Origin of the sequence: Micromonospora sp. WMMB482, assembly GCF_019038635.1 — a bacterium.
Lineage (GTDB): Bacteria > Actinomycetota > Actinomycetes > Mycobacteriales > Micromonosporaceae > Micromonospora > Micromonospora marina.
In genome coordinates, this window is record NZ_JAHOPD010000020.1 from 576,789 (window position 1) to 599,745 (window position 22,957).

Consider the following 22,957-nt stretch of genomic DNA (forward strand, 5'->3'; position numbering starts at 1 on the left):
AGCCAGCTACCGGAGTGGACCTGCCAGGAGGACGTGTGTTCGCCAATTCCGAGGAACTCCTGCGATACCTCGCCAACGAGGACGTGAAGTTCGTCGACGTACGTTTCTGTGACCTGCCCGGCGTGATGCAGCACTTCAACCTGCCGGTCGAGTCGTTCGACGACAGCGTGTTCACCGACGGCCTCGCCTTCGACGGATCCTCGATCCGCGGCTTCCAGGCCATCCACGAGTCCGACATGCTGCTGCTGCCGGACGTCGCCACCGCCTTCATCGACCCGTTCCGGGCGCAGAAGACGCTGGCGCTGAACTTCTTCATCCACGACCCGTTCACCCGGGAGGCGTACTCCCGGGATCCGCGCAACGTGGCGAAGAAGGCCGAGGCGTACCTCGCGGCGAGCGGCATCGCCGACACCGCCTACTTCGGCGCCGAGGCGGAGTTCTACATCTTCGACTCGATCCGCCACGAGACCTCGGCGCACCAGTCGTTCTACTACATCGACTCGATCGAGGGCGCCTGGAACAGCGGCCGGATCGAGGAGGGCGGCAACCGCGGCTACAAGACCGCCTACAAGGGCGGCTACTTCCCGGTGCCCCCGGTCGACCACTACGCCGACCTGCGCGACCGGATCGTGCGGCGCCTCGTCGACGGCGGCTTCACCGTCGAGCGCTCGCACCACGAGGTCGGCACCGCCGGCCAGTCGGAGATCAACTACAGGTTCTCCACCCTGCTGCACGCCGCCGACCAGCTCCAGATGTTCAAGTACATCGTCAAGAACGAGACCTGGGCCGCCGGCAAGACCGCCACGTTCATGCCCAAGCCGCTGTTCGGTGACAACGGCTCCGGCATGCACACCCACCAGAGCCTCTGGCGCGGCGGCGAACCGCTGTTCTACGACGAGACCGGCTACGCCGGCCTGTCCGACACCGCCCGCTGGTACATCGGCGGCCTCCTGCACCACGCCCCCTCGCTGCTCGCCTTCACCAACCCGACGATCAACTCCTACCGTCGCCTGGTGCCGGGCTTCGAGGCGCCGGTGAACCTGGTCTACTCGCAGCGCAACCGCTCCGCCTGCACCCGCATCCCGGTCACCGGCAGCAACCCCAAGGCCAAGCGCGTCGAGTTCCGCGTCCCGGACCCGTCCAGCAACCCGTACCTGGCGTTCTCGGCCATGATGATGGCCGGCCTGGACGGCATCAAGAACAAGATCGAGCCCCCGGCGCCGATCGACAAGGACCTCTACGACCTCCCGCCGGAGGAGTGGGGCGACGTCAAGCAGGTCCCGGGCTCGCTGCCGGAGGTGCTCAACGCGCTGGAGGCCGACCACGACTACCTGCTCGACGGTGGCGTGTTCACGCCCGACCTGATCTCCACCTGGGTCGACTGGAAGCGGGCCAACGAGGTCGACCCGGTGCGTCTGCGCCCGACCCCGCACGAGTTCGCGATGTACTTCGACTGCTGAGCACGCTCGTCAGCACCGGCCGGGCCGGCTCCGCGACGGCGGAGCCGGCCCGGCCGTCTCATGCGGTGTGGCGGCGCAGCGCGGTCCGGAGGCCGGCCACCGCGACGACCACCACCAGCACCGCCATCAGCACCGCGCCGGGCGCCTTGCTGAACCGGGCCAGGTTGGATCCGTCCGGCAGGGTGAGCGCCGACGCGACCGCGCAGGGCGCCACGAACCAGACCTGCCGGGCCAGCGGCACCGCCGCGACCGCGAGCAGGGTCAGCGGCCAGATCGCGTACCAGGGATGGAAGACCGGCGCGAGCAGCACCGTGGCGGCGAGCGCCAGCCCTGCGCCGAGCAGCGCCACCCGGGGGCGGGCGCGCGTCAGCCGGGCCACCCGCTGCCGGGCGTCGTCGAGCCGCCGTAGCGTCGTCCACGCCCGCCACCAGAGCGCGACGAGCGTTCCGGCCAGCAGCACCAGCGCGACCGCCCGGACCACCGGCACCGCTGCCGGCCGCTGCCCGGCCAGTTCACCGGCGTAGTCGATCACGAGACCGACGGCTGTGGGCGGGGAGGTCCACTGCTGCGAGTCGCCGCTGTGGCCGAGCCCTTCCACCCAGCCCAGCCCGAGGCCGGTGGCGAGCGAGACGACCAGCAGCGTGCCGAGCACCGACGCGGCCAGTTGACCGCCGTCGCGCAGCAGCGCCCGCCACGTGTAGGGGCCGAGCACGGCGGCGAGCGCCGCGAACGGCAGCGCCACGACGGCGACCGCCTTCACCGCCACGGCCAGGCCCAGCAGCACCCCGGCGATCAGCAGCGCGCGCGGCCTGCCCGGCAGGCGGACCAGCACCAGCAGGCCGAGCAGGAGCAGCCCCAGCGCGAGCGCGTCGTTGTGCGCGCCCGCCACCAGGTGGATTCCGACGAGTGGGCAGGCGAGCACCAGCCAGGCGGCCCGGCGGGTGGGCACCCCGGCGGCGCGGGCCAGGCCGGGCAGGCAGAGCGCGGCCAGCAGCACCCCGGCCACCGCTACCAGCCGCAGCGCCACGATCGTCCCGACCAGGCCGCCACCGGCGAGGACTGCGAGCCCGGCCAGCAGCACGAAGAACGGCCCGTAGGGTGCCGGGGTGTCCCGCCAGATCGGCGACACCGAGTCGGTCCACGGGCAGCCGGCCCCGGCGACTCCCACCCGGTACGGGCTGAGGCCCTGCGTCCACGTCCAGCCCTGGCAGGCGTACGAGTAGACGTCGCGGCTGCCGATCGGCGGCGCGGCGAGCAGCGGCAGCGACCAGAGCCCGGCGGTCAGGTACGCCCACCGGCCGGACGGGGCGCCCCACCGCAGCGACCACCAGGCGCCCACCAGCAGTAACGTCCCGGCCAGCCAGCAGCCGAGCGCCACCGGCCCGTGCGGGGCCGCCCAGATCGCGGCGAGCGTGCCGCGCGACGGCGTGCCGGGAAGCGCGCCGCCGAGCCATCCGGCGGCGGTGAGCAGCACGGCCCCGGCGAGGCCGGCGTAACGGGCGAGATCGGCGGCGACCGGCCGGACGGGTCCGTCGGGCTCGCTCACCGGCGCTCTCCTCAGTCCACGGGAACCGGCTGCCGGCCCTTGCGAGCCGACCGTACCAACCACACGACCAGCCCGATCACGAACAGCGTCATCAGGGGCGCACCGGGCATCTTGGTGTAGCGGGGTAAACCGGTGCCGTCGGCCAGCACCAGGAACGACGACACCACGGTGACGATCGAGAACCAGAGCGTGCGGCGCGCGGTGGCGGCGAGCACCGCCAGCGGCCACAGCCAGTACCAGGGGTGGAACAGCGGGGAGAGCGCGATGGTGGCGGTCAGCGCCAGGCCGGCGTGCCAGAACGGTTCACCGCGACGGAACGACCGGAACCACAGCCAGATCAGCACGGCGATCAGCACGACCATGCCGATCGCCCGGGTCACCGGCAGCGCGTCGACGTGCACGCCGAACGGCGCCAGCAGGTAGCCGACGGTCTGCCCGACCGCGGTCGGCGGCGAGGTCCAGGCCACCACCAGCCCGCCCTGTTCCAGCCCGCTGACGAACCCCAGTCCCAGGCCGGACGCGACGGTCGCCGCGGCGAGCGCCGCGAGCGAGCCGCCGACCACCCACCCGCCGTCGCGCACGAGCGTCCTGATCCGGTACGCCCCGGCGATCGCGGCCAGCGCGGCGAACGGCATCACGACCAGCGCGGTGACCTTGACGGCGGCGGCGAGTCCGAGCAGTGCCCCACCGGCGAGCAGCGGTCCGGGCCGGCCCGGACGGGCCGCCACCACCGCGAGACCGGCCACGAGCAGGCCGATCATCAGCGCGTCGTTGTGCGCGCCGGAGACCAGGTGCACGGGGACCAGCGGGCTGGCCAGCGCCAGCCAGAGCGCCCGCCGCGGCGGCACCCCGCAGCGGCGGGCCAGCACCGGCAGGGCCCACGCGGTGAGCGCCACCCCGGCCACGGCGAGCGCCCGGAACAGCACGACGGCGCCGAGCAGCGAGCCGGTGGCCTCCACCACCGCGCCGGCGAGCAGCACGAACAGCGGCCCGTACGGCGCCGGGGTGTCCCGCCAGATGTAGGAGATGGTGTCCAGCCAGGGGCAGGGCAGCGCTGACACGCCATGCTCGTAGGGGTTGATCCCGGCCGAGAAGCTGGCGCCCTGGCAGGCGTACGCGTACACGTCGCGGCTGCCCAGCGGCGGCGCGACCAGCATCGGCAGCAGCCAGAGCGCGACGGTGACCAGCACCCACCGGGACGACGGCACCCGGTCCCGCAGCGACCACCAGGCCCACGCCAGCAGCCCGGTGCCGACCAGCCACAACCCGATGATCAGCGGCCCGTCCGGGCCCTGCCAGATGCTGACCGGGGTGGGACGCAACTCGCCGTCGGGCAGGGCGCCGCCGAGGAACGCGGCCACGGCGAGCAGCACGGAGCCCGCCAGGCCGATCCAGCGCGAGAGGTGGTGAGGCACGTCCGACATGCTGCCAGTACGGTGGTTCGCGATCAGGAGGTGGGGATGCGGGGCGGTCGGGTGGTGGCGGTCTCCGCCGTGTCGGCGCTCGTCCTCGCCGTGCTCTACCTCGCGCTGCCGGCCACCGGCTCGGACCTGTCGGCGCAGGTGGCCCGCGCGGGCTTCTTCGCCGAGCACGGGGCCGCCCTGGTCGACCTGCGCTGGTACGGCGGCGTGCACCCGTGGGGCTACAGCCTCGTCTCGCCGCCGCTGATGGCCCTGCTCGGGGTACGCGTCACCGGCGCGCTCGCCCTGCTCGCCTCCGCCACCGCGTTCGCCGCCCTGCTGGTGCGGGTCCGGGTGCCCCGACCGCTGCTGGGCAGCCTGGTGGGTGTGGTCACGATCGCCGGCAACCTGGTCTCCGGCCGGGTCACCTACGCGCTCGGCGTCGCGTTCGGCCTGGCCGCGCTGCTGGCGCTCACCGTTCCCGCCCGACGCACCCGGCCGGCCGCCGCCGAGCCGGCCGGTCTCGGCGCTGCCGACGGCGGCCGGAGCGTCTGGGCGGCCGCCGCCGCTGCCGCCGCCGCACTGGTCGCCTCCGCGGCCAGCCCGGTGGCCGGGCTGTTCGTCGGGCTCGCCGGCGTCGCGCTGCTGCTGACCCGCCGGTACGCCGACGGCCTGCTGCTCGCCGTACCGGCCGCCGTGCCGCTGGCGGTGACCGGGCTGCTGTTCGGCGAGGGCGGCTGGATGAACATCAGCACGGCCGACACCGTGCACGCCGTGGTGACGAGCCTGGTGGTGGCGGCGCTCGTGGCGTACCGGCCGGTGCGGGCAGGCGCGCTGCTGTCCGCGGCCGGGGTGCTGGCGTCGGCGCTGCTGCACACGCCGGTCGGGCTGAACGCCACCCGCCTGGTGGTGATGTTCGCGCTGCCGGTGCTGGCCGCCGCCGCGACGCTCCCCGCCCCGCTCGCCGATCGACTGCGCCCTGCCGGTCGGCGCTCCCGGGTCGTCGGCGCGGCCGGGCTGGCCGCGCTGCTGGCGGTGGTCTGCTGGTGGCAGCCGCCGGTGGTCACCGCCGACCTGCGCAGCGCCGACGACCCGACGGCCGACCCGGCGTACTTCGCGCCGCTGCGCGCGGAACTGGACCGGCGCGGGCTCACCGGGCGGGTGGAGGTGCCGCCGACCCGCAACTACTGGGAGGCGGCCCACATGGGCGAGGTGCCGCTGGCCCGGGGCTGGCTGCGGCAGGCCGACATCGACCGCAACGCGCTGTTCTTCACCACGGTGCCCGGCGCGGACGGCACCGGCGTCCCGCTGACCCCTGTCACCTACCGGGACTGGCTGGCCGACAACGCGGTGCAGTACGTGGCGGTGCCAGACGCCGAGTTCTCCTGGGTGGGGGCGTCGGAGGCGAAGCTGGTGGAGGCGGGCCAGCCGTACCTGGCCGAGGTCTGGTCGGACCGGCACTGGAAGCTGTACGCGGTCGCCGAGCCGACCCCGCTCGTCGGCGCGCCGGGCGAGCTGGTCCGCCAGGACGGCGCCTCGATCACGTTCCGCGCTCCCGCCGCCGGCCCCATCCCGATCCGGGTGCGCCACGACTGCTGGCTGACCGCCTCAGGCGGCGCCGAAGTCACCCCGACCGGCAAGTGGACAACGGTGACGGTCCCCCGACCCGGCACCTACACCCTCACCAGCTGATCCCCCTCCCCTCCCCCTCCCCTCCCCCTCCCCCGATCCCGATCCCGCCGAGATCGGGCATTCAGGGGCGCGGCGTGAGCGTGGCGATCTTGCGCTTTCTGCCCCGGCAAATCGGGCCTATCCGGCCTGCGCGGGGCCGCAACTGCAAGATCGCCGCGCGGGGCGGCGTGCGGGGGCGCGGAGGGCGGGGTGGGAGGGCGGGGTGGGAGGGCGCGGCGGAAGGGGAAGGGCTAGAGGGGGGACTCCAGGATTCGCTGGACGACTGCGCGGGAGTGGCGGCCGGTGCGCAGGTACTCGTCGAGGAACTCGCCCTGGTCCTCGCGTCCCAGCAGCCGCACCACCCCGGCCAGCTCCACCCCGTGCCGGGGCAACTGGTCCCCGGCCCGGCCGCGTACCAGCATCAGCGCGTCGCGCACCTCGGCGGCGAGCGTCCAGCCGGCGGCCAGTTCGGCGGCGTCGGAGGGGTCGAGCAGGCCGGCGTCGCGGGCGGCGGCGAGGGCGTCGAGCGTACGGGTGCCGCGCAGGGCGGGCACCTGACCGGCGTACCGGAGCTGGAGCAACTGCACCGCCCACTCGACGTCGGCCAGACCGCCCCGGCCCAGCTTGGTGTGGGTGGCCGGGTCGGCGCCGCGGGGCAGCCGCTCGGTCTCCACCCGCGCCTTGATCCGGCGGATCTCGACCACCTGCTCGCGGCTCAGCCCCTCGGCCGGGTAGCGCACCGGCTCGATCATGGCCTCGAACTCGGCGCCCAGGTCCGCGTCGCCGCAGACGAACCGGGCGCGCAGCAGCGCCTGCGCCTCCCACACGCGGGACCAGCGCGCGTAGTACTGGGCGTACGCGGCCAGGCTGCGGACCAGCGGGCCCTGCCGGCCCTCGGGGCGCAGGTCGGCGTCGACGCCCAGCGGCGGGTCGGGAGCGGGCGCGGACAGCAGCCGGCGCAGCTCCTCGGCGATGGCGTGCGCGGCTGCGCTGGCGGCGCTCTCCTCCACCCCGGGCGGCGGGTCGTAGACGAACAGCACGTCGGCGTCGGAGAGGTAGTTCGACTCGTACCCGCCGAGCCGGCCCATGCCGATCACCGCGAAGCGCAGGCCGGGCGGTCCGGGGTGGACGGTACGGGCGGCGCGCAGCGCGGCGGCCAGCGTGGCGTCGGCGACGTGGGAAAGCGCGGTGCCGACCGCCGCCACGTCCACCACTGTGGGCCGGCGTTCCCCGCCGCCGACCGGGCGCGGGGTGAGCGGGGCGAGCGAACCGGCGTGGCTGAGCACGTCGGCGGCGGCGATCCGGACCAGCTCCCGGCGGCGCAGCGCGCGGACCGCCCGGATCGCCTCGACCGGGTCGTCGTGCCGGGCGGCGGCGGCGGCGAATCCCTCGACGAGCGTCTCGCGCGGGCGCGGGGTCAGTTCGCTGTCCTCGGCGAGCAGCCGCAGCGCCTCCGGTTCGCGGGCCAGCATGTCGGCCGCGTACCGGGAGGACGACAGCACCCGGGCCAGCCGGCGCGCCACCGGGCCGGAGTCACGCAGCAGGCGCAGGTACCAGGGGGTGCTGCCGAGCTTGTCGGACACCTGCCGGTAGTTGAGCAGACCGCGGTCCGGCTCGGGGGCGTCGGCGAACTCGTCGAGCAGCACCGGCAGCAGCGTGCGCTGGATGGCGGCGGTTCGGCTGACCCCGCCGGTGAGCGCCTGGAGGTGCCGCAGCGCGCCGGCCGGGTCGGCGAAGCCGAGCACCTCCAGCCGGTGGCGGGCCGCCTCGGGCGTGAGGCGCAGCCCCTCGGCCGGTACCCGGGCCACGGCTTCCAGCAGCGGCCGGTAGAGCAGTTTGGCGTGCAGCCGGCGTACCTCTGTCGCGTGGGTGACCCACTCGGCGCGGAACTCCTCGACGGCGCTGCGGCCCGGCGTGGCCGCGTAGCCGAGCGCGGCGGCGAGCCAGCGCAGCGCGGCCGGTTCGGTGGGCACGGTGTGGGTCCGGCGCAGCGCCTGGAGCTGGAGCCGGTGCTCGACGGCGCGCAGGAAGCGGTAGCCGCGCAGCAGCGCCTCTCCGTCGGCGCGGCCCACGTAGCCGCCGGCGACGAGCGCGCGCAGCGCCGGTAGGGTGCCGGGCACCCGCAGCGACTCGTCGCCCCGGCCGTGCACGAGCTGGAGCAGCTGGACGGCGAACTCGATGTCGCGCAGCCCGCCCGGACCGCGCTTGATCTCGCGTTCCAGCTCCTTCGGCGGCACGTTGTCGAGGATCTTGCGACGCATCGACCGGACGTCCTCGACCGCCTCGGGGCGCTCGGCGGCGGTCCACACGAGCGGGGCCAACGCGTCGATCCACTCCTTTGCGAGTTCCAGGTCGCCGGCCGCCGGGCGGGCCTTGAGCAGCGCCTGGAACTCCCAGGTGCGGGCCCAGCGCCTGTAGTAGGCGAGGTGGCTGGCGAGCGTGCGGACCAGCGGGCCCCGGTTGCCCTCGGGTCGCAGCGCCGCGTCGACCGGCCAGGCCACCAGCCCGCAGATCTGGATCAGCCGGGTGGCGATCTGGGTCGCGGCGGGCAGGTCGTCGTCGGTCGCGGAGACGAAGATGACGTCGACGTCGGAGACGTAGTTCAGCTCGTCGCCACCGCACTTGCCCATGGCCACCACTGCCAGCCGGGGGCGCGGCGTGCCCTCCGGCAGCTCGTCGGCGGCGATGTCGTACGCGGCGGCCAGCGTCGCGTCGGCCAGCCCGGACAGCGCCGCCATGGTCTGCTCCAGGCCGCGCCCGCCGGTCAGGTCGGCCGCCGCGATCCGCAGCAGCGCGAGCCGGTACGCCTGCCGCAGCAGCGGGACCGCGCCGGTGACTGCGGTCAGCCGGGCCGCGACGCTCAGGTCGAGCCGCCCGTCCGCGGTGGGGGCGAGCCCGTCCGGCTCGGTCGCCAGCACCGCCCACTGCCCGGGGTTGGCCACCAGGTGGTCGCCGAGCGCCGAGGAGGCGCCGAGCACCGCGATCAGCCGGCGGCGCAGCCCGGGGTCGGCGGCCAGGGCGTCGCGTACGGCGGTCTCGTCGCCGGAGCGCCGCTCGGACTCGACCAGCCGGTGCAGCTGACGCAGGGCCAGGTCCGGGTCGGCGGCGCGGGACAGCGCGGCGAGCATCTCGGCGGCGCTGTCGTCGGCGGGCTCCTGGGTGTCGGGCCGCCACAGGGCGAGCCCGTCCGGACCGAGCAGGTCCGCGGCGCGGGTGGCGCCGTCGCCCTCGGCGAATCCGTAGCGGGCCAGGCGCCCGCGGACCGGCCGGGTCACCGTCAGGCCCCGAGCAGCGGCAGGCTGCGGCGCGGGTTGTCGTCGCCGAGTTCACCGAGCGCGAGCGCGGCGAACCGGATCGCGAACGGCTGCCACGCCTCCTCGACGTCGGCCATCACCCGGTCGCAGGCGGCCACCACCAGCTCCGGGTCGTAGCCCAGCTCGGCCAGCACGGCCGAGTCGCGGGACCACTCGGCGATCATCGCGGTGTCGCACTCGATGTGGAACTGCAACCCCCAGGCCCGGTCGCCGAGGCGGAACGCCTGGTGCGGGTAGCGGGTGGACGCGGCGAGCAGCGTCGCGCCGTGCGGCAGCTCGGTGATCTCGTCGGCGTGCCACTGGAGCACGTCGGGCATCAACGGCACGTACCGGAACAGCGGGTCGTTCTCGGCGGCGTCGCGCCGGCCCACGAGCGCCGGCCCGACCTCCGGGCCGGACGGGCTGCGTTCGACCCGGCCGGCGTGCGCGGTGGCGAGCAGTTGCGCGCCGAGGCAGACGGCGAGCGTGGGCACCCGCCCGCGGACCGCCTTGCGCAGCAGCCCCTCAAGTGCCGGGAACCAGGGCGCGCCGGGGCCGCCGTCAGGCCCCGGGTACGCCTGCTGGTCGCCACCGAGCACCACGAGCGCGGCGTACCCCTCCAGGTCGGCGGGGAGCGGGTCACCGGCGTGCGGACGTAGCACGCGCAGCTCCAGGCCCCCTTCGGTGAGCCACTCCCCCAGGCGGCGGAGGTCGTCGGTCGGGTCGTTCTCGATCACCAGCGCGGTCGCCACGACGTCGAGGCTAACCGGTGCGTCCGACCGGGCACGGTCCGGCAGGCCCTAGGCTCCGATCGTGCCTGACGACTGCCTGCGCCCACCGGCCCTGCGTCCCGGCGACGCGGTGATGCTGGTGTCCCCGTCCGGGCCGACCCGCCCCGAGCGGGTGGCCCGCGGCATCGAGCTGCTCACCGGCTGGGGACTGCGGCCGGTGCCCGCGCCGAACGCGTACGCCCGGCGGGGTTACCTGGCCGGCGACGACGCGCTGCGGGCCGCGGACCTGAATGCGGCGTTCGCCGACCCGGAGATCCGCGGGGTGATCTGCACCCGGGGCGGCTACGGCGCGCAGCGGGTGGTCGACCTGATCGACATGGCGGCGGTACGCCGGGATCCGAAGGTGGTGGCCGGGTTCTCCGACATCACCGCGTTGCAGTTCGCGCTCTGGCGGGGTGCCCGGCTGGCCGGGGTGCACGGGCCGGGCGCCGCGTGGCGGGACGAGCGCACGCCGATCCGCTCGGCCGAGTCGCTGCACGCGGCGCTGACCAGCACCGAGCCGGTGACGGTGACGGCGGTCGAGGCGGAGGAGACATACCCGGTGCGGGTGCCCGGCCGGGCCGAGGGCCGGCTGCTCGGCGGCAACCTGTGCCTGATCACCGCCTCCGTCGGCACACCTGACATGCCCGACCTGACCGGGGCGATCCTGCTGGTCGAGGAGGTGCAGGAGCCGCCGTACAAGATCGACCGGATGCTCACCCACCTGCGCCGCTGCGGCGCGCTGGACGGGGTCGCCGGGGTGGCGGTCGGCCAGTTCACCGAGTGCGCGGACGGCTGGGACACCACCGTCGTGGACGTGCTCACCGACCGCCTGGGCGACCTCGGCGTACCGGTCCTCGGCGGCCTGCCCGTCGGCCACGGCCCCGGCCAGCTCACCGTCCCGGTGAGCACCCCCGCCACCCTGGACGCCACCGCAGGCACCCTCACGGTGACCGCCGCCGTCCGCTGAGCCCGGCGCCGAGGCCCGGCGCCGAGCCCGGCGATCATGAGGTTGGCGGCAGTTCGGAGATCCACAACTGCCGCCAACCTCATGATCAACCCTGAGAAGGCGGGGCGAGGTGGGCCACCGCGCCGATCTCCAGGGCGGCCCAGACCGCGCCGTCGGGGGTGACCGTGAGGCCGTGCGGCTCGGACGCGGGGGTGGGCAGGGTGTGGGCGGTGACGCGGCCGTCGGGGTCGATGTGGCCGATGCGGTTGGCGCCCCACTCGGTGAACCAGCAGCCGCCGGCCGGATCGGCGACGATCGCGTGCGGGCGGGCCGTCCGGTCCGGCAACGGGAACTCGTCGATCCGCCCGTCCGGCGTGATCCGGCCGATCTGCCCGGCGACGATCTCGACGAACCAGAGCGCACCGTCACCGCCCCGGGTGATGCCGACCGGCCCGGCCGCCTCGGTGGGCAGCGGATGCACTGTCACCGACCCGTCCAGGCCGACCCGGGCGATCGCGTTGCCCTGGTTGAGCGTGAGCCAGAGCGCGTCGTCCGGGCCGGCCGCCAGCATCGACGGGAAGCCCTTGGCCACCGGAAGCGGGAACGACGTGACCTCCCCGTCGACGCTCACCCGGCCGACCGTGTCGTCGCTCATGCCGGCGTACCAGAGCGCGCCGTCCGCGCCCACCGCCAGCCCGCAGGGGCCGCAGCCGGGCGGCAGCGCCACCGAGCCGGTCTCGCCGTCGACGGTGATCCGGCCGAGCCGGTCGTCGCCCGAGCGGGTGTACCAGAGCGCGCCGTCGGGGCCGGCGACGATGATCAACGGGCGGCTCCCGGGCGGGTCGTCGCGGTAGGTCCGTACCTCACCGCCGAGACCGAGCCGGGCGACGCCGCCGGAGCCGGCCAACGCCAGCCAGAGCGCGCCGTCGGGCCCGACCGCGATCGAGTACGGGCCGGAGCCCGGCCCGGTGAGCGGGATCTCGCGGATGGCGGACTGTGTCATCGGGTGGCCTTTCGTCGGGTTTGGACCAGACTCGCGGGCGGTCCGGCACCCCGGCAACACGATTAAAACGGGCCTTCCGGACGGGATTGCCAGCTCGCTGACAGGTTCGCCACGGGTTGCCCTCAGTTCCGGCGACCACTGTCGGTGACGTCATCGCACCACCACCGAACAGGAGAATCGCATGATCCGCACGATGTCGAAGAAGCACCTGATGGTCGGCCTGGCCGCCGCCGGCGTGCTCGGCGTCGGGATCGCCGCCCCGACGGTGGCGCTCGCCGACGACAAGAGCCCGAACCCGTCCTCGAGCGCCAGCACCACCGACCAGGGTGACGACCGCCGCCAGAAGCACGCCGACCGGCAGGCCGAGTTCGCCGAGGCGCTCGCCGAGGAGCTGGGCGTCCCGGCCGACAAGGTCACCGCGGCGCTGGAGAAGCTGCACGAGCAGCGCCAGGGCGACCGCCCGGAGCGGCCGGAACGGCCGTCGACGGAGGACCGGCAGGCCGCGCTGAAGGAGCGGCTGGACCAGGCCGTCACCGACGGCAAGCTGACGCGGGAGCAGGCCGACGCGGTGCTCAAGGCCGCCGAGGCGGGCGTGTTCCCCGGCCCGGGCAGGGGCGGCCCAGACGGCAGGCCCGGCCACCACGGCAAGGGTGGCGACAAGCCCGGCCAGGGCGCCGAGACCGGGCAGGAGGGCCAGGGCGGCAAGTGACGTGGTGACCCCGCCGCCCCGCACCGGCCGTTCCCTCCTCCTGGCCGGAGCTGGGCGGGGCGTGGTGGCGGTGCCCGAGAGGGCGCCGCCACCGCGCCGCTACGGGTGTGTCCGCCTCGGTCCGGCGACGGCACCCGAGGCGCGCTCAGCCCTCGCCCGACGGGGTGAGGACGCCGAGCAGGTTGCCCGGGAGTACGACACCGCTTCAGGCGATGCAGGCGCAGACGATCAGCGCGGCGCCGAAGTGGGTGGCGGCGCTGACCCGGGCCGCCGGGTGCGGCTCCTCGGCGGCGATGACGTCACCCAGCTTGCCCGGGGTGAGCAGGTCCAGCACCAGGAACGCCAGCGCCATCACCAGCAGGCCGACCAGCCCGAACACCACTGTGGACGCGAGCCCCTTGGTGAACGAGCTGTAGCTGGTCAGGATGGCCGTGAAGACGATGCCGGCGATGCCGAGCTGGTTGGCGGCGAGCAGCAGCGCGGCGTTGCCGTTGCGGCGCACCCAGATCAGCTCCCGCAGCTTGCCCGGGGTGAGCAGGTCGACGAGCAGGAAGCCGGCGGCCATCAGCGCCACCCCGACGATCCCGAACACGATGCTCTGCCACGCCCCGTCGAGCAGATCTCCCAGCACCAACGCCTCCCCGGCTCACCCGCCCGGCGGTGGTGCCGGGGCGGTGCCGCAGACGATAGCGGCACCGCGCCAGCGTGATCTAGAGCGAGAGGTAACGCTGCCGCTCGTACGGGGTGACCTCGCGGCGGTACTGCTCCCACTCGGAGCGCTTGTTGCGCAGGAAGAAGTCGAAGACGTGCTCGCCGAGCACCTCGGCCACCAGCTCGGACCCGGCCATCACGTCGATCGCCTCGGCCAGGTTCTCCGGCAGCGCCTCGTAGCCCATGGCGCGGCGCTCGGCGCTGCTCAGCGACCAGACGTCGTCCTCGGCGCCGGGGGGCAGCTCGTAGCCCTCCTCGATGCCCTTGAGGCCGGCACCGAGCATCACCGCGAACGCGAGGTAGGGGTTGGTCGCGGAGTCCAGCGAGCGGACCTCGACCCGGGCCGAGTTCGGCTTGCCGTACGCGGGCACCCGCACCAGCGCGGACCGGTTCAGGTGACCCCAGCAGACGTACGCCGGGCTCTCGGTGATCCGGTCCGGCAGCGCCTGCGGGAACAGCCGCTTGTACGAGTTGACCCACTGGTTGGTGACGGCGGTGTACTCCCGGGCGTGGGTGAGCAGCCCGGCGATGAACGACTTCGCGACCTTGGAGAGCTTCATCGGGTCGCCGGCGTCGTGGAACGCGTTGCGCTCCCCCTCGAACAGCGACAGGTGCGTGTGCATGCCGCTGCCCGGCTGGTCGGTGAACGGCTTCGGCATGAAGCTGGCCTGCACGCCGGTGGAGAGCGCGACCTCCTTCACCACGTGCCGGAACGTCATGATGTTGTCGGCGGTGGTGAGCGCGTCGGCGTAGCGCAGGTCGATCTCCTGCTGGCCGGGGGCGACCTCGTGGTGGCTGTACTCCACCGAGATGCCGATCCGCTCCAGCGCCAGCACGGCCTGGCGGCGGAAGTCCCGCGCGACGGCGTGCGTGGTGTGCTCGAAGTAGCCGCCGGTGTCCACCGGGATGGGCACCGAGCCGTCCTGCGGACCGTTCTCCAGCAGGAAGAACTCGATCTCCGGGTGGGTGTAGAAGGTGAAGCCCTTGTCGGCCGCCCGGGAGAGCATCCGGCGCAGCACGTGCCGCGGGTCGGCCCAGGACGGGCTGCCGTCGGGCAGCATGATGTCGCAGAACATCCGGGCGCTCTCGCCGCTGACTCCGCCCTCGAACGGGAAGACCTGGAACGTGGTCGGGTCCGGCATGGCCACCATGTCCGACTCGAACACCCGGGCGAAGCCCTCGATCGCGGAGCCGTCGAAGCCGATGCCCTCCTCGAAGGCCGCCTCCAGCTCCGCCGGGGCCACCGAGACGCTCTTGAGCGTGCCGAGCACATCGGTGAACCACAGCCGGACGAAACGGATGTCCCGCTCTTCCAGCGTGCGGAGGACGAACTCCTGCTGACGGTCCACTTCCACCCCTCGTGACACGTACGTCCGCACCGGTCGGGCCGGCCGGGCCTGACCGCCCAGTCTCCACCGGGCTCGTTACGCCGACGTTACGCCTTCCCCGGCCGGCCGTCCCGCCGTGTCCGGCCGGGCGGGACGCGCACCGCGCCGCCCCGGTCTCCCGCGACCTGTCGGATTCGGCCCGGACGGCTGAGGGAAGATGGAGGCATGCCCACCCTGCGTCTCGCCCTGTGCCAGGTCAACCCGACGGTAGGCGACCTCGCCGGCAACGCCGGCCTGGTCCGCACGTGGACCCGTCAGGCCGCCGACGCCGGCGCCCAGCTCGTCCTGTTCCCCGAGCTGATGCTCACCGGTTACCCGGTCGAGGACCTGGTGTTCCGCCGCTCGTTCGTGGCCGCGTCCCGCGCCGCGCTGCACCGGCTCGCCGCCGACCTGGCCGCCGACGGCCTCGGTGACCTGCCGGTACTGGTCGGCTACCTGGACGCGGACGGCCCCCCGCAGGTCAGCTCGGACGCCGAGCCGGGCCGGGGCGCCCGCAACGCGGCGGCGCTGCTGCACCGGGGCGAGGTGGCGGCCACCTACTTCAAGCACCACCTGCCCAACTACGGCGTCTTCGACGAGGACCGCTACTTCGTCCCCGGTGACACGCTCACCGTGGTGCGCGTGGGCGGGATCGACGTGGCGCTGACCATCTGCGAGGACCTGTGGCAGGCCGGCGGCCCGTTCGCGGTGGCGCGGGAGGCCGGCGTCGGGCTGGTGCTGAGTATCAACGGCTCGCCGTACGAGCTGAACAAGGACGACGTGCGGCTGCCGCTGGTACGCCGGCGCGCCGCGGAGGCCGGGGCCGCCATCGCGTACGTGAACATGGTCGGCGGCCAGGACGAGCTGGTCTACGACGGTGACTCCATGATCGTCGCCGCGGACGGCACGCTGCTGACCCGGGCGCCGCAGTTCGTCGAGCACCTGCTGGTGCACGACCTGGAGCTGCCGGCGGCCGCAGGTGCGTCCGGCGGGACCGGCGCACCGGCCGACGGGATGCGCGTGGCCCGCCACGACCTCCCGGCGATCCCGGCCGCGCCGACCGGCCCGGCTGCCGACGGCGGCATCATCGAGCCGGTCGCCGACGAGGCCGAGGTGTGGCACGCGCTGGTGCTGGGCCTGCGCGACTACGTCGACAAGAACCGCTTCCCGTCGGTGGTGCTCGGCCTGTCCGGCGGCATCGACTCCGCGGTGGCGGCGGCGATCGCGGTGGACGCGGTCGGGCCGGACCGCGTGGTCGGCGTCTCGATGCCCAGCCAGCACTCCTCCGAGCACTCCCGCACCGACGCCGAGGACCTGGCGAAGCGGACCGGCCTGGACTACCGGGTCGAGCCGATCCAGCCGATGGTGGACACGTTCCTGGCGAACATGTCGCTGTCCGGTGTGGCGGTGGAGAACCTCCAGGCCCGGGTACGCGGCGTGATCCTCATGGCGCTGTCGAACCAGGAGGGCCACCTGGTGCTCACCACCGGCAACAAGAGCGAGCTGGCGGTGGGCTACTCGACGCTCTACGGCGACTCGGTGGGCGGCTACAACCCGGTCAAGGACGTCTGGAAGACGCTCGTGTGGCGGCTGGCGAAGTGGCGCAACGCCGACGCGGTACGGCGCGGGCAGACGCCGCCGATCCCGGAGAACTCGATCGGCAAGCCGCCGTCGGCCGAGCTGAGCCCCGGCCAGCTCGACAGCGACACGCTGCCCGACTACGACGTGCTCGACCCGATCCTGATCGGCTACGTCGACGGCGACCTGGGCCGCGACGGCCTGGTCGAGTCCGGCCACGACCCGGCCGTGGTGGACAAGGTGCTGCGGATGGTGGATACCGCCGAGTACAAGCGACGGCAGTCCGCGCCCGGCACCAAGATCTCCATGAAGGCGTTCGGGCGGGACCGGCGGCTGCCGATCACCAACCGGTGGCGCGAGGACGGCTGACCGCTCCCCCGGCCGGGGAGTGACATCCTCCACTCCGACCTGCCCGCGACCCGCCGCCCGATGCGACGATCGCGGGGAACCCGGGGACCGCGTGCGCGGCCTCGAGGGAAGGAGATTGTCATGATGGAGTCCACCCCGGCCGAGGTGACCGCCCTCTACGGCGGGCCGGCCACCCGGCGGGTACGCACCCGCGACCTGATCGCCGCCAAGGAGCGCGGCGAGCGATGGGCGATGCTGACCTCGTACGACCAGTACACGGCCTCGATCTTCGACCAGGCGGGTATCCCGGTGCTGCTGGTCGGCGACTCGGCGGCGAACAACGTCTTCGGCTACGAGACCACGCTGCCGGTGACCGCCGAGGAGCTGCTGCCGCTGGTCCGCGCCGTGGTACGGGCCACGAAGCACTCGCTGATCGTCGGTGACCTGCCGTTCGGCTCGTACGAGGAGGGGCCGGCGCAGGCGCTGCGCACCGCGGTGCGGTTCATGAAGGAGGGCGGCTGCCACGCGGTGAAGCTGGAGGGCGGGCGGCGCTGCGCCGCCCAGATCGAGGCGATCACCGGCGCCGGCATCCCGGTGATGGCGCACGTCGGCTTCACCCCGCAGAGCGAGCACACGCTCGGCGGCTACCGGGTGCAGGGCCGGGGCGAGGCGGCCGAGGAGGTGCTCGCCGACGCGCGGGCGGTGGCCGAGGCGGGCGCGTTCGCGGTGGTGCTGGAGATGGTGCCGGGCGAGGTGGCGAAGCGGGCCACCGCCGAGCTGCCCATCCCCACCGTCGGGATCGGGGCCGGCCCGGACACCGACGGGCAGGTGCTGGTCTGGCAGGACATGGCCGGGCTGCGGACCGGCCGGGCGCCGCGTTTCGTCAAGCGCTACGCCGACCTGTCCGGCGCGCTCACCGACGCCACCCGCCGGTTCGCCGACGAGGTGCGTGGCGGCGAGTTCCCGGCGGCCGAGCACACCTTCTGAGATGCAAGGAAGGGCCCCTTCTTAACGCCTCGCGCAGAGAAGGGGCCCCTTCTTAACACGCGCTGCCGCCGCGGCCCCGCCCGCGCCGCGTGCGGGGGCGCGGCGGCAGCGCGTCAGAGGTCGGTGACCCGGATGCCGGCGTGCGCCTTGTAGCGCTTGTTGATCGCGATCAGGTTGGCGGTGAACGCCTCGATCTGGTGGGCGTTGCGCAGCCGCCCGGCGTAGATGCCCCGCATGCCGGGGATCCGCGCGGCCAGCGCGGCGACCACGCCCACGAGTTCCCGGTCCTCGGTGCAGATCAGCACGTCCAGGTCGATCCGGTCGATCTCCGGGTCGGCCAGCAGCGGCGCGCTGACATGGTTGAACGCGGCGCAGACCCGGGACTCGGGCAGCAGGGCGGCGGCCTGCTGCACGGCGCTGCCCTCGGCGACGGTGAGCGCGTACGGGCCCTGCTTGTCGAAGCCGAGCGGGTTGACGCAGTCCACCACGATCTTGCCGGCCAGCGGTCCGGCGAGCGCGGCGACGGTGGCCGCGTGCCCCTCCCACGGCACCGCCACGATCACCACGTCGCTGCGCCGGGCGACGTCCTCGTTGTCGCCGCCGGAGACGACGGCGCCCTCCGGTACGTGCGGCAGGGCGGCGATCTCGGCGGCGGCCCGGGTGGCCCGCTCGGCGGTACGGGAGCCGATCAGCACGGTCTGCCCGGCCCGGGCGAACCGGTAGGCGAGACCCCGTCCCTGGTCGCCGGTGCCCCCGATGATGCCGACGGTCAGCCCGGAGACGTCGGGCAGCGTGGTCGCGTCGTAAGCCATGGGCTCATCCTCGCAAAGCGGGACGGCGAGCGGTGCATCCCGATGCTGTGACAATCGCCGCGCTGGTCACGCCCGTTCGAAGGCGACCCGGCGCTGGGCCGGGTCGGCGACCGTGAGCCGCACCCGGACGCGTTCGCCCAGCGGCAGATCGCCGGTGCAGCGGGCGCGCACCGGCGGCTCGTCGAGCGCGATCGTGCCGCCGGGCGGGCGGCCGGGACGGCCGTTGCCCGCCGGGCGCGGTTCGTCCACGTCGAGCACCGCCGCCTCGAACGTCTCCCCCACCCGGTGCGCGAGCAGCACCGCCTCGGCCAGCTCCACCGCGCCCCGGGTGGCCGCACCCGCGGTCCGGTCGGTCGCGGCCATCACCTCGGGCAGCTTCGGCAGCGCGGCCCGGACCTGCTCGGGCACTTCGCGGCCCTCGTGCAGCGCCAGGCAGACCTCGGTGGCGTAGCGGTCGGCCAGCCGGCGCAGCGGCGCCGTCACGTGCGCGTACGCGGCGGCCACCCCGCCGTGCTCGGGCTGCTCGGGCAGTTCCCCGTCGAACGCGGTGTACGCGGCGCCGCGCATCAGCTCGGCGGCCTGGTCGACGAAGGCCGCCACCCGGGGCTGGGAGGTGTCCAGCCCGTCGAGCACCTGACCCACGGGCGTGCCGTCCGGCCAGGGCACGCCGAGCGGGCCGGCGGCGAGCCGCAGCCGTTCGACCGCCTCCGGGCGTGGGCGGGGCATGGTGCGCAGCAGCCCGATCCGGCCGGCCAGCATGATGTCGGCCGCGGCCATTCCGGTCAGCAGCGAGATCTGGGCGTTGTGCTCCTCCATCGGGACGGGACCACGCAGCACCAGCCGCCACCCGTCGCCGTCGGACTCGACGTCCTGCTCCGGCAGCGGCAGGTTGATCGCGCCCCGGCTCAGTCCCCGCGCGGTGAGCAGCGCCCCGATCTCGGGCAGCAGGGCGATCGGCTCGGGCAGCCGGCCGGCGTCGGCGTCGCGTTGCACGCCGACGTAGTCGAGCTTGGCCCGGCTGCGCACCAGCGCCCGCTCCAGCGCGACCGCGACGGTGCCGCCGTCGGCGTCCAGGTCGACGGTCCAGAGCACGGCGGCCCGGTCGGCGTCGGGCAGCAGGCTCGCCGCCCCCTCGCTGAGCGTGTGCGGGTGCAGCGGCACGTTGCCGTCGGGCAGGTAGACCGTCTGCCCCCGGCGCCACGTCTCGGCCTCCAGGTCACCGCCGAGGCGTACGTGGGTCAGGACGTCCGCGATCGCGTACCGGACGCGGAAGCCGCCGCCGGGACGGCGGGTGAGGTGCATGGCCTGGTCGAGGTCGCGCGAGGTCGCCGGGTCGACGGTGACGAACGGGATGTCGGTCCGGTCGGCGACGGCCGGTGGCGGCGCGGCGGCGGCCAGGTCGGCCTCGCGCTGCGCCGCGGCCGGGAAGCCCTCGGGCAGTCCCAGCTCGCGGCGCAGCGCGCCGAAGTCGATACGGGGCGCCAGTACGCGTCGGATCACCACGCGGTCAATCCTGACAGCGCCCCGCACGTTCCGCTCCCCGGGAGGGAGCGGTGTCCGCGGCGTCAGGCGCGGCGGGCCGGCGCCTGACGTGCGGTGGTGGTCTTCGCGGCCGTGCTCTTGCGGGCCGGCGCCTTCTTCGCGGCGGTGGTCTTCTTCGCCGTGGTGGTGGTCTTGCGCGCGGTGGTGGCCTTGCGCGCGGGCGCCTTCTTCGCCGCCGCCTTGCGCGCCGTGGGACGCGTCGAGGCGGTGGTCTTCTTCGCCGGCGCCGTCTTCGCCGCGGCGGTGGTCTTCTTCGCCGCCGAGGTGACCTTCCGCGCGCCCGTGGTCTTCTTGGCCGCCGTCGTCTTCTTCGCCGCCGTCGTCTTGCGGGCCGGCGCCTTCTTCGCTGTCGCGGTGGTCCGGGCCGTCGTGGTCTTCCGGGCCGCTGTGGTCTTCTTCGCCGCCGCCGTCTTCTGGGCCGCCGTGGTCTTCTTCGCGGTCGTCTTCTTCGCCGTGGTCTTCTTGGCCGGCGCGCTCTTGGCGGTGGCCCGGCCGGCCGGCGCCGTCCGGCCCGCGGTCTTCTTCGCCGCCGCCCTGCTGGTGGTGGTCTTGGTGGCCGGCGCCTTGCGGGCCGCCGACACGACCTTCCTGGCGGCTGCCTTCTTGGCCGCCGCCTTCTTCGCCGGTGTCCGTCCGGCGCCGGCGCCCGAGGCGTTCGGCGACGCCTTGGTGACCGTGGTCGTCCTGCCCGCGGCGGTCCTCTTCGCGGTCGTCCGTTTCGCGGCCGGGCGGGTGGCCTGCTGTGCTTCGGCCATCTCGGTTCCCTTTCCTGGGGACGTGCTCTCGCCCTCGCGGAGCACGGATCACCTCGACGCGGGCCCTCCCGCGCCGTCTAGCGGCCCTCCCCGGCCCAACGGGCGTCCTCGGCGTCCCACGCGTCGTTCCGCTCCCGCACCGTCTGCAGGGCGTTGTCCGCGTCGGCGGCTGAGGCGTACGGTCCGAGAACGTGCCGTGCGGGGCACACGTCGGCATCGGTCTCGACCCGGTGGTGTCGCGTGCACCAGTAGTAGTGCCCACCACTTCCGTCGTCGCTCATGCGATCACTGTGCACCGGGAACCGCCCGGCCGCCACCGGAACGCACAAATAGTCACGTTCTTCTCCACAGTAGACCTGGTCACCGCGGTTGCGGCGGGCAACCGCGGAAGAGGCGGCCACGCCCGCCCTCGTCCGAACGGCCGGTACCGGCGCCTGTGGGAAACAGCCAGGATCGGCGCTCGTGATCACCACGACGACGGGCACGCGGCTGGTCCTGGGTCGACCGGCGGACCCACCGGCTCGCCGCGCGGCTCACCCGCCAGCAGTAGGCCGCCCTGCTCGGCCGGTCACTGGAGTCGACCGGGCCGGGGTTCGCCGGCATTCTCGTCGCCGGTATCTCGGTGCTGCTCCTGCAGGCGGTGACGCTCACCGAGGCGCGGGCCGCGCGGATCGACGCCGAGCTGGCCCGGCACTACGAGCGGGCCGGCCGGGCGCTGAGCTGGCACGCCTGACCGTCAGGCGGGCGCCGGGACGGGCTCCGGACCGGGCACGGCGGCAGGCGCCGGGCGGGCCGCCGCGATCGCGTACGCCAGGGCGTAGGGCGTGCACGTCAGGTGGAACATCGGCTCGACGAGCACCCGGTCGGTGATGAGGAACCGTTCCCACTCCGTCGGCCGGGGCAGCCCGAACGACGAGTCGGTCCAGCAGGTGAACAACCAGAGCGGCGCGGAGATCCGGTCCACCGAGTCCGGCGGCAGACCGTCCGCCACGGGTGCGGTGGCCGGGATCGAGGTGACCACCGCGAGCACCACCGCCGCGTCGGCCGCGACCAGCGCGCCGAGCACCCCGGCCAGCCACGCGGCCCGGACCCGGTCCCGGCGCGCCAGCGCCCCGGCGGCCCAGAGCGCCGCCGTGAGCAGCGCCAGCCACAGCAGCAGCCCGGGCACCGTCTCCCAGACGCGGCTCTCGCCCCGGGCGGCGAACAGCGCCAGCGTCGCGGTCACCGTCGCGGCGATCGGCAGCACCACGCCGAGCGCGGTGGGTAGCGCCCTCACACGCACGGTCCGGCGCGCGGCCCGGCCGACGACGAGCGCGAGCGCCACACCGAGCAGCGCGGTGAGCGCCGACCAGGTCGGCACCTGTGCGGCGGCGGCCCACGGCACGCGCATCTCCAGCCACCCGTGGGTCAGGCCCATCACCGCTCCGGCGAGCACGAGGACGGCGACGCAGGCCGGCGGCGCGAGCAGCAACACCCCCGCGGTACGCCCCAGCCGCCGCGACGCCGCCCGACCGGTCAGTGGCGTGGCGGCCCGGCTGGCGGCCAGGCTCGCAGCGAACCGGAGCATCGGCCACCGCCGGCCGGTGCGGGCCAGCTCGTGGAGCTCGGCGGCCCACTCCCGGGCCAGGTCGGCACGCAGCTCCGCCGGCCAGCGGCGCACGGCGGCCCGCAGCAGCAGAGCCGCCACCCGCCGGGTCACCGCGCCGGCGCCCCGGCCGGGTCCACGCCGGGATACTCAACGGGTACGAGGGCACGCAGCTCGGCCACTGCCAGCCGGGCCGACCGGAGGCCTTCGCCGGTCAGGCGGTAGTAACGGCGGGCCGGGCGGCCGGCCGCGACCGGGTCGACGTCCTCCCAGTCCGCGGCGAGCCAGCCCGCCGCCTGGAGGCGGTGCAGAACCGGGTAGAGCGTCCCGCTGGACAGGCCGGTGAGCCGCATCAGGTCGAGGCCGTAGCGCGGCGCCTCGGGCTCGGCGAGCAGCGCCGAGAGCACCTTCGCCGCCGGAATGGTCAGTCGCACGGGCGCACTTTATCGGAACTCTACATAGGGTGCGGTC

The 22,957-nt window shown here is 74.5% G+C and carries 19 protein-coding genes; 6 read left to right on the forward strand and 13 right to left on the reverse strand.

The features are described 5' to 3' along the window. The first annotated feature begins 35 nt into the window (after positions 1-35). A complete protein-coding gene (gene glnA, locus KSK32_RS03460) occupies positions 36-1,460 on the forward strand; it encodes a type I glutamate--ammonia ligase (protein ID WP_216928396.1) in 1,425 nt (474 codons plus the stop codon). A gap of 58 nt (positions 1,461-1,518) precedes the next feature. On the opposite strand, the gene mptB (KSK32_RS03465) is transcribed toward glnA (KSK32_RS03460), so the two are convergent. Further along, positions 1,519-3,006, reverse strand: coding sequence for a polyprenol phosphomannose-dependent alpha 1,6 mannosyltransferase MptB (gene mptB / locus KSK32_RS03465; RefSeq protein WP_216928398.1), 1,488 nt, complete (start codon positions 3,004-3,006; stop codon positions 1,519-1,521). A gap of 11 nt (positions 3,007-3,017) precedes the next feature. After that, on the reverse strand, positions 3,018-4,430 hold the full coding sequence (gene mptB / locus KSK32_RS03470; RefSeq protein ID WP_254186929.1) for a polyprenol phosphomannose-dependent alpha 1,6 mannosyltransferase MptB: 1,413 nt from the start codon (positions 4,428-4,430) through the stop codon (positions 3,018-3,020). 36 nt (positions 4,431-4,466) lie between these two features. Between mptB (KSK32_RS03470) and KSK32_RS03475 the strand changes: the two genes are divergently transcribed. Continuing rightward, positions 4,467-6,098 carry a hypothetical protein gene (locus KSK32_RS03475; protein ID WP_216928399.1) on the forward strand — a complete coding sequence of 544 codons (1,632 nt, stop codon included), beginning with the start codon at positions 4,467-4,469 and terminating at the stop codon, positions 6,096-6,098. 230 nt (positions 6,099-6,328) lie between these two features. Here the strand turns inward: KSK32_RS03475 and KSK32_RS03480 are convergent, their stop codons facing one another. After that, positions 6,329-9,352 carry a bifunctional [glutamine synthetase] adenylyltransferase/[glutamine synthetase]-adenylyl-L-tyrosine phosphorylase gene (locus KSK32_RS03480; RefSeq protein WP_216928401.1) on the reverse strand — a complete coding sequence of 1,008 codons (3,024 nt, stop codon included), beginning with the start codon at positions 9,350-9,352 and terminating at the stop codon, positions 6,329-6,331. Positions 9,353-9,354: 2 nt separating this feature from the next. Next, positions 9,355-10,122 carry a type 1 glutamine amidotransferase gene (locus tag KSK32_RS03485; RefSeq protein ID WP_216928403.1) on the reverse strand — a complete coding sequence of 256 codons (768 nt, stop codon included), beginning with the start codon at positions 10,120-10,122 and terminating at the stop codon, positions 9,355-9,357. A gap of 112 nt (positions 10,123-10,234) precedes the next feature. On the opposite strand from KSK32_RS03485, the gene KSK32_RS03490 reads away from it, so the two are divergent. Continuing rightward, positions 10,235-11,110 (forward strand): LD-carboxypeptidase, encoded by an 876-nt coding sequence (locus tag KSK32_RS03490; protein ID WP_254187442.1) that lies wholly within the window; start codon positions 10,235-10,237, stop codon positions 11,108-11,110. 85 nt (positions 11,111-11,195) lie between these two features. Here KSK32_RS03490 and KSK32_RS03495 read toward each other — a convergent pair whose 3' ends face one another. Next, complete coding sequence (locus KSK32_RS03495; protein ID WP_216928405.1) at positions 11,196-12,092, reverse strand: virginiamycin B lyase; 897 nt, start codon at positions 12,090-12,092, stop codon at positions 11,196-11,198. A 181-nt stretch (positions 12,093-12,273) separates the two neighbouring features. On the opposite strand from KSK32_RS03495, the gene KSK32_RS03500 reads away from it, so the two are divergent. Beyond that, positions 12,274-12,801 carry a hypothetical protein gene (locus tag KSK32_RS03500; protein ID WP_216928407.1) on the forward strand — a complete coding sequence of 176 codons (528 nt, stop codon included), beginning with the start codon at positions 12,274-12,276 and terminating at the stop codon, positions 12,799-12,801. Between the two features lie 205 nt (positions 12,802-13,006). On the opposite strand, the gene KSK32_RS03505 is transcribed toward KSK32_RS03500, so the two are convergent. Further along, a complete protein-coding gene (locus KSK32_RS03505) occupies positions 13,007-13,432 on the reverse strand; it encodes a DUF350 domain-containing protein (protein ID WP_216928409.1) in 426 nt (141 codons plus the stop codon). Between the two features lie 79 nt (positions 13,433-13,511). Then, positions 13,512-14,861 carry a type I glutamate--ammonia ligase gene (gene glnA, locus KSK32_RS03510; protein WP_018787035.1) on the reverse strand — a complete coding sequence of 450 codons (1,350 nt, stop codon included), beginning with the start codon at positions 14,859-14,861 and terminating at the stop codon, positions 13,512-13,514. A 204-nt stretch (positions 14,862-15,065) separates the two neighbouring features. Between glnA (KSK32_RS03510) and KSK32_RS03515 the strand changes: the two genes are divergently transcribed. Together KSK32_RS03515 and panB are read left to right on the forward strand one after the other, a co-directional pair. After that, a complete protein-coding gene (locus KSK32_RS03515) occupies positions 15,066-16,826 on the forward strand; it encodes an NAD+ synthase (protein WP_216928411.1) in 1,761 nt (586 codons plus the stop codon). A 120-nt stretch (positions 16,827-16,946) separates the two neighbouring features. Further along, complete coding sequence (gene panB, locus KSK32_RS03520; RefSeq protein WP_216928412.1) at positions 16,947-17,792, forward strand: 3-methyl-2-oxobutanoate hydroxymethyltransferase; 846 nt, start codon at positions 16,947-16,949, stop codon at positions 17,790-17,792. A gap of 113 nt (positions 17,793-17,905) precedes the next feature. On the opposite strand, the gene npdG is transcribed toward panB, so the two are convergent. The 6 genes from npdG to KSK32_RS03550 all read right to left on the reverse strand — a co-directional run bounded on the left by npdG (position 17,906) and on the right by KSK32_RS03550 (position 22,920). After that, entirely contained in the window at positions 17,906-18,604 is a 699-nt protein-coding gene (gene npdG / locus KSK32_RS03525) for an NADPH-dependent F420 reductase (protein WP_216928414.1), read from the reverse strand. Between the two features lie 66 nt (positions 18,605-18,670). Continuing rightward, the gene (locus KSK32_RS03530; protein WP_216928415.1) at positions 18,671-20,107 is read right to left on the reverse strand and encodes an RNB domain-containing ribonuclease; all 1,437 of its coding nucleotides are present in this window, start codon (positions 20,105-20,107) and stop codon (positions 18,671-18,673) included. Positions 20,108-20,169: 62 nt separating this feature from the next. Then, positions 20,170-20,901 carry a histone gene (locus KSK32_RS03535; RefSeq protein ID WP_254186930.1) on the reverse strand — a complete coding sequence of 244 codons (732 nt, stop codon included), beginning with the start codon at positions 20,899-20,901 and terminating at the stop codon, positions 20,170-20,172. Positions 20,902-20,978: 77 nt separating this feature from the next. Continuing rightward, positions 20,979-21,182, reverse strand: a complete 204-nt coding sequence (locus KSK32_RS03540; RefSeq protein ID WP_018787041.1) for a hypothetical protein — start codon at positions 21,180-21,182, stop codon at positions 20,979-20,981. 455 nt (positions 21,183-21,637) lie between these two features. Beyond that, the gene (locus KSK32_RS03545) at positions 21,638-22,600 is read right to left on the reverse strand and encodes a hypothetical protein (RefSeq protein ID WP_216928420.1); all 963 of its coding nucleotides are present in this window, start codon (positions 22,598-22,600) and stop codon (positions 21,638-21,640) included. After that, complete coding sequence (locus KSK32_RS03550; RefSeq protein ID WP_216928422.1) at positions 22,597-22,920, reverse strand: PadR family transcriptional regulator; 324 nt, start codon at positions 22,918-22,920, stop codon at positions 22,597-22,599. The genes KSK32_RS03545 and KSK32_RS03550 overlap by 4 nt, the downstream gene beginning before the upstream one ends. Positions 22,921-22,957: the final 37 nt, after the last annotated feature.

Coding starts and splice junctions, on each gene's coding strand:
- KSK32_RS03515 (WP_216928411.1), top strand. CDS start 15,066: ATGCCCACCCTGCGTCTCGCCCTGTGCCAGGTCAACCCGACGGTAGGC.
- KSK32_RS03495 (WP_216928405.1), bottom strand. CDS start 12,092: ATGACACAGTCCGCCATCCGCGAGATCCCGCTCACCGGGCCGGGCTCC.
- KSK32_RS03500 (WP_216928407.1), top strand. CDS start 12,274: ATGATCCGCACGATGTCGAAGAAGCACCTGATGGTCGGCCTGGCCGCC.
- mptB (WP_254186929.1), bottom strand. CDS start 4,430: ATGTCGGACGTGCCTCACCACCTCTCGCGCTGGATCGGCCTGGCGGGC.
- KSK32_RS03535 (WP_254186930.1), bottom strand. CDS start 20,901: ATGGCCGAAGCACAGCAGGCCACCCGCCCGGCCGCGAAACGGACGACC.
- KSK32_RS03475 (WP_216928399.1), top strand. CDS start 4,467: ATGCGGGGCGGTCGGGTGGTGGCGGTCTCCGCCGTGTCGGCGCTCGTC.
- KSK32_RS03490 (WP_254187442.1), top strand. CDS start 10,235: ATGCTGGTGTCCCCGTCCGGGCCGACCCGCCCCGAGCGGGTGGCCCGC.
- KSK32_RS03540 (WP_018787041.1), bottom strand. CDS start 21,182: ATGAGCGACGACGGAAGTGGTGGGCACTACTACTGGTGCACGCGACAC.
- npdG (WP_216928414.1), bottom strand. CDS start 18,604: ATGGCTTACGACGCGACCACGCTGCCCGACGTCTCCGGGCTGACCGTC.
- panB (WP_216928412.1), top strand. CDS start 16,947: ATGATGGAGTCCACCCCGGCCGAGGTGACCGCCCTCTACGGCGGGCCG.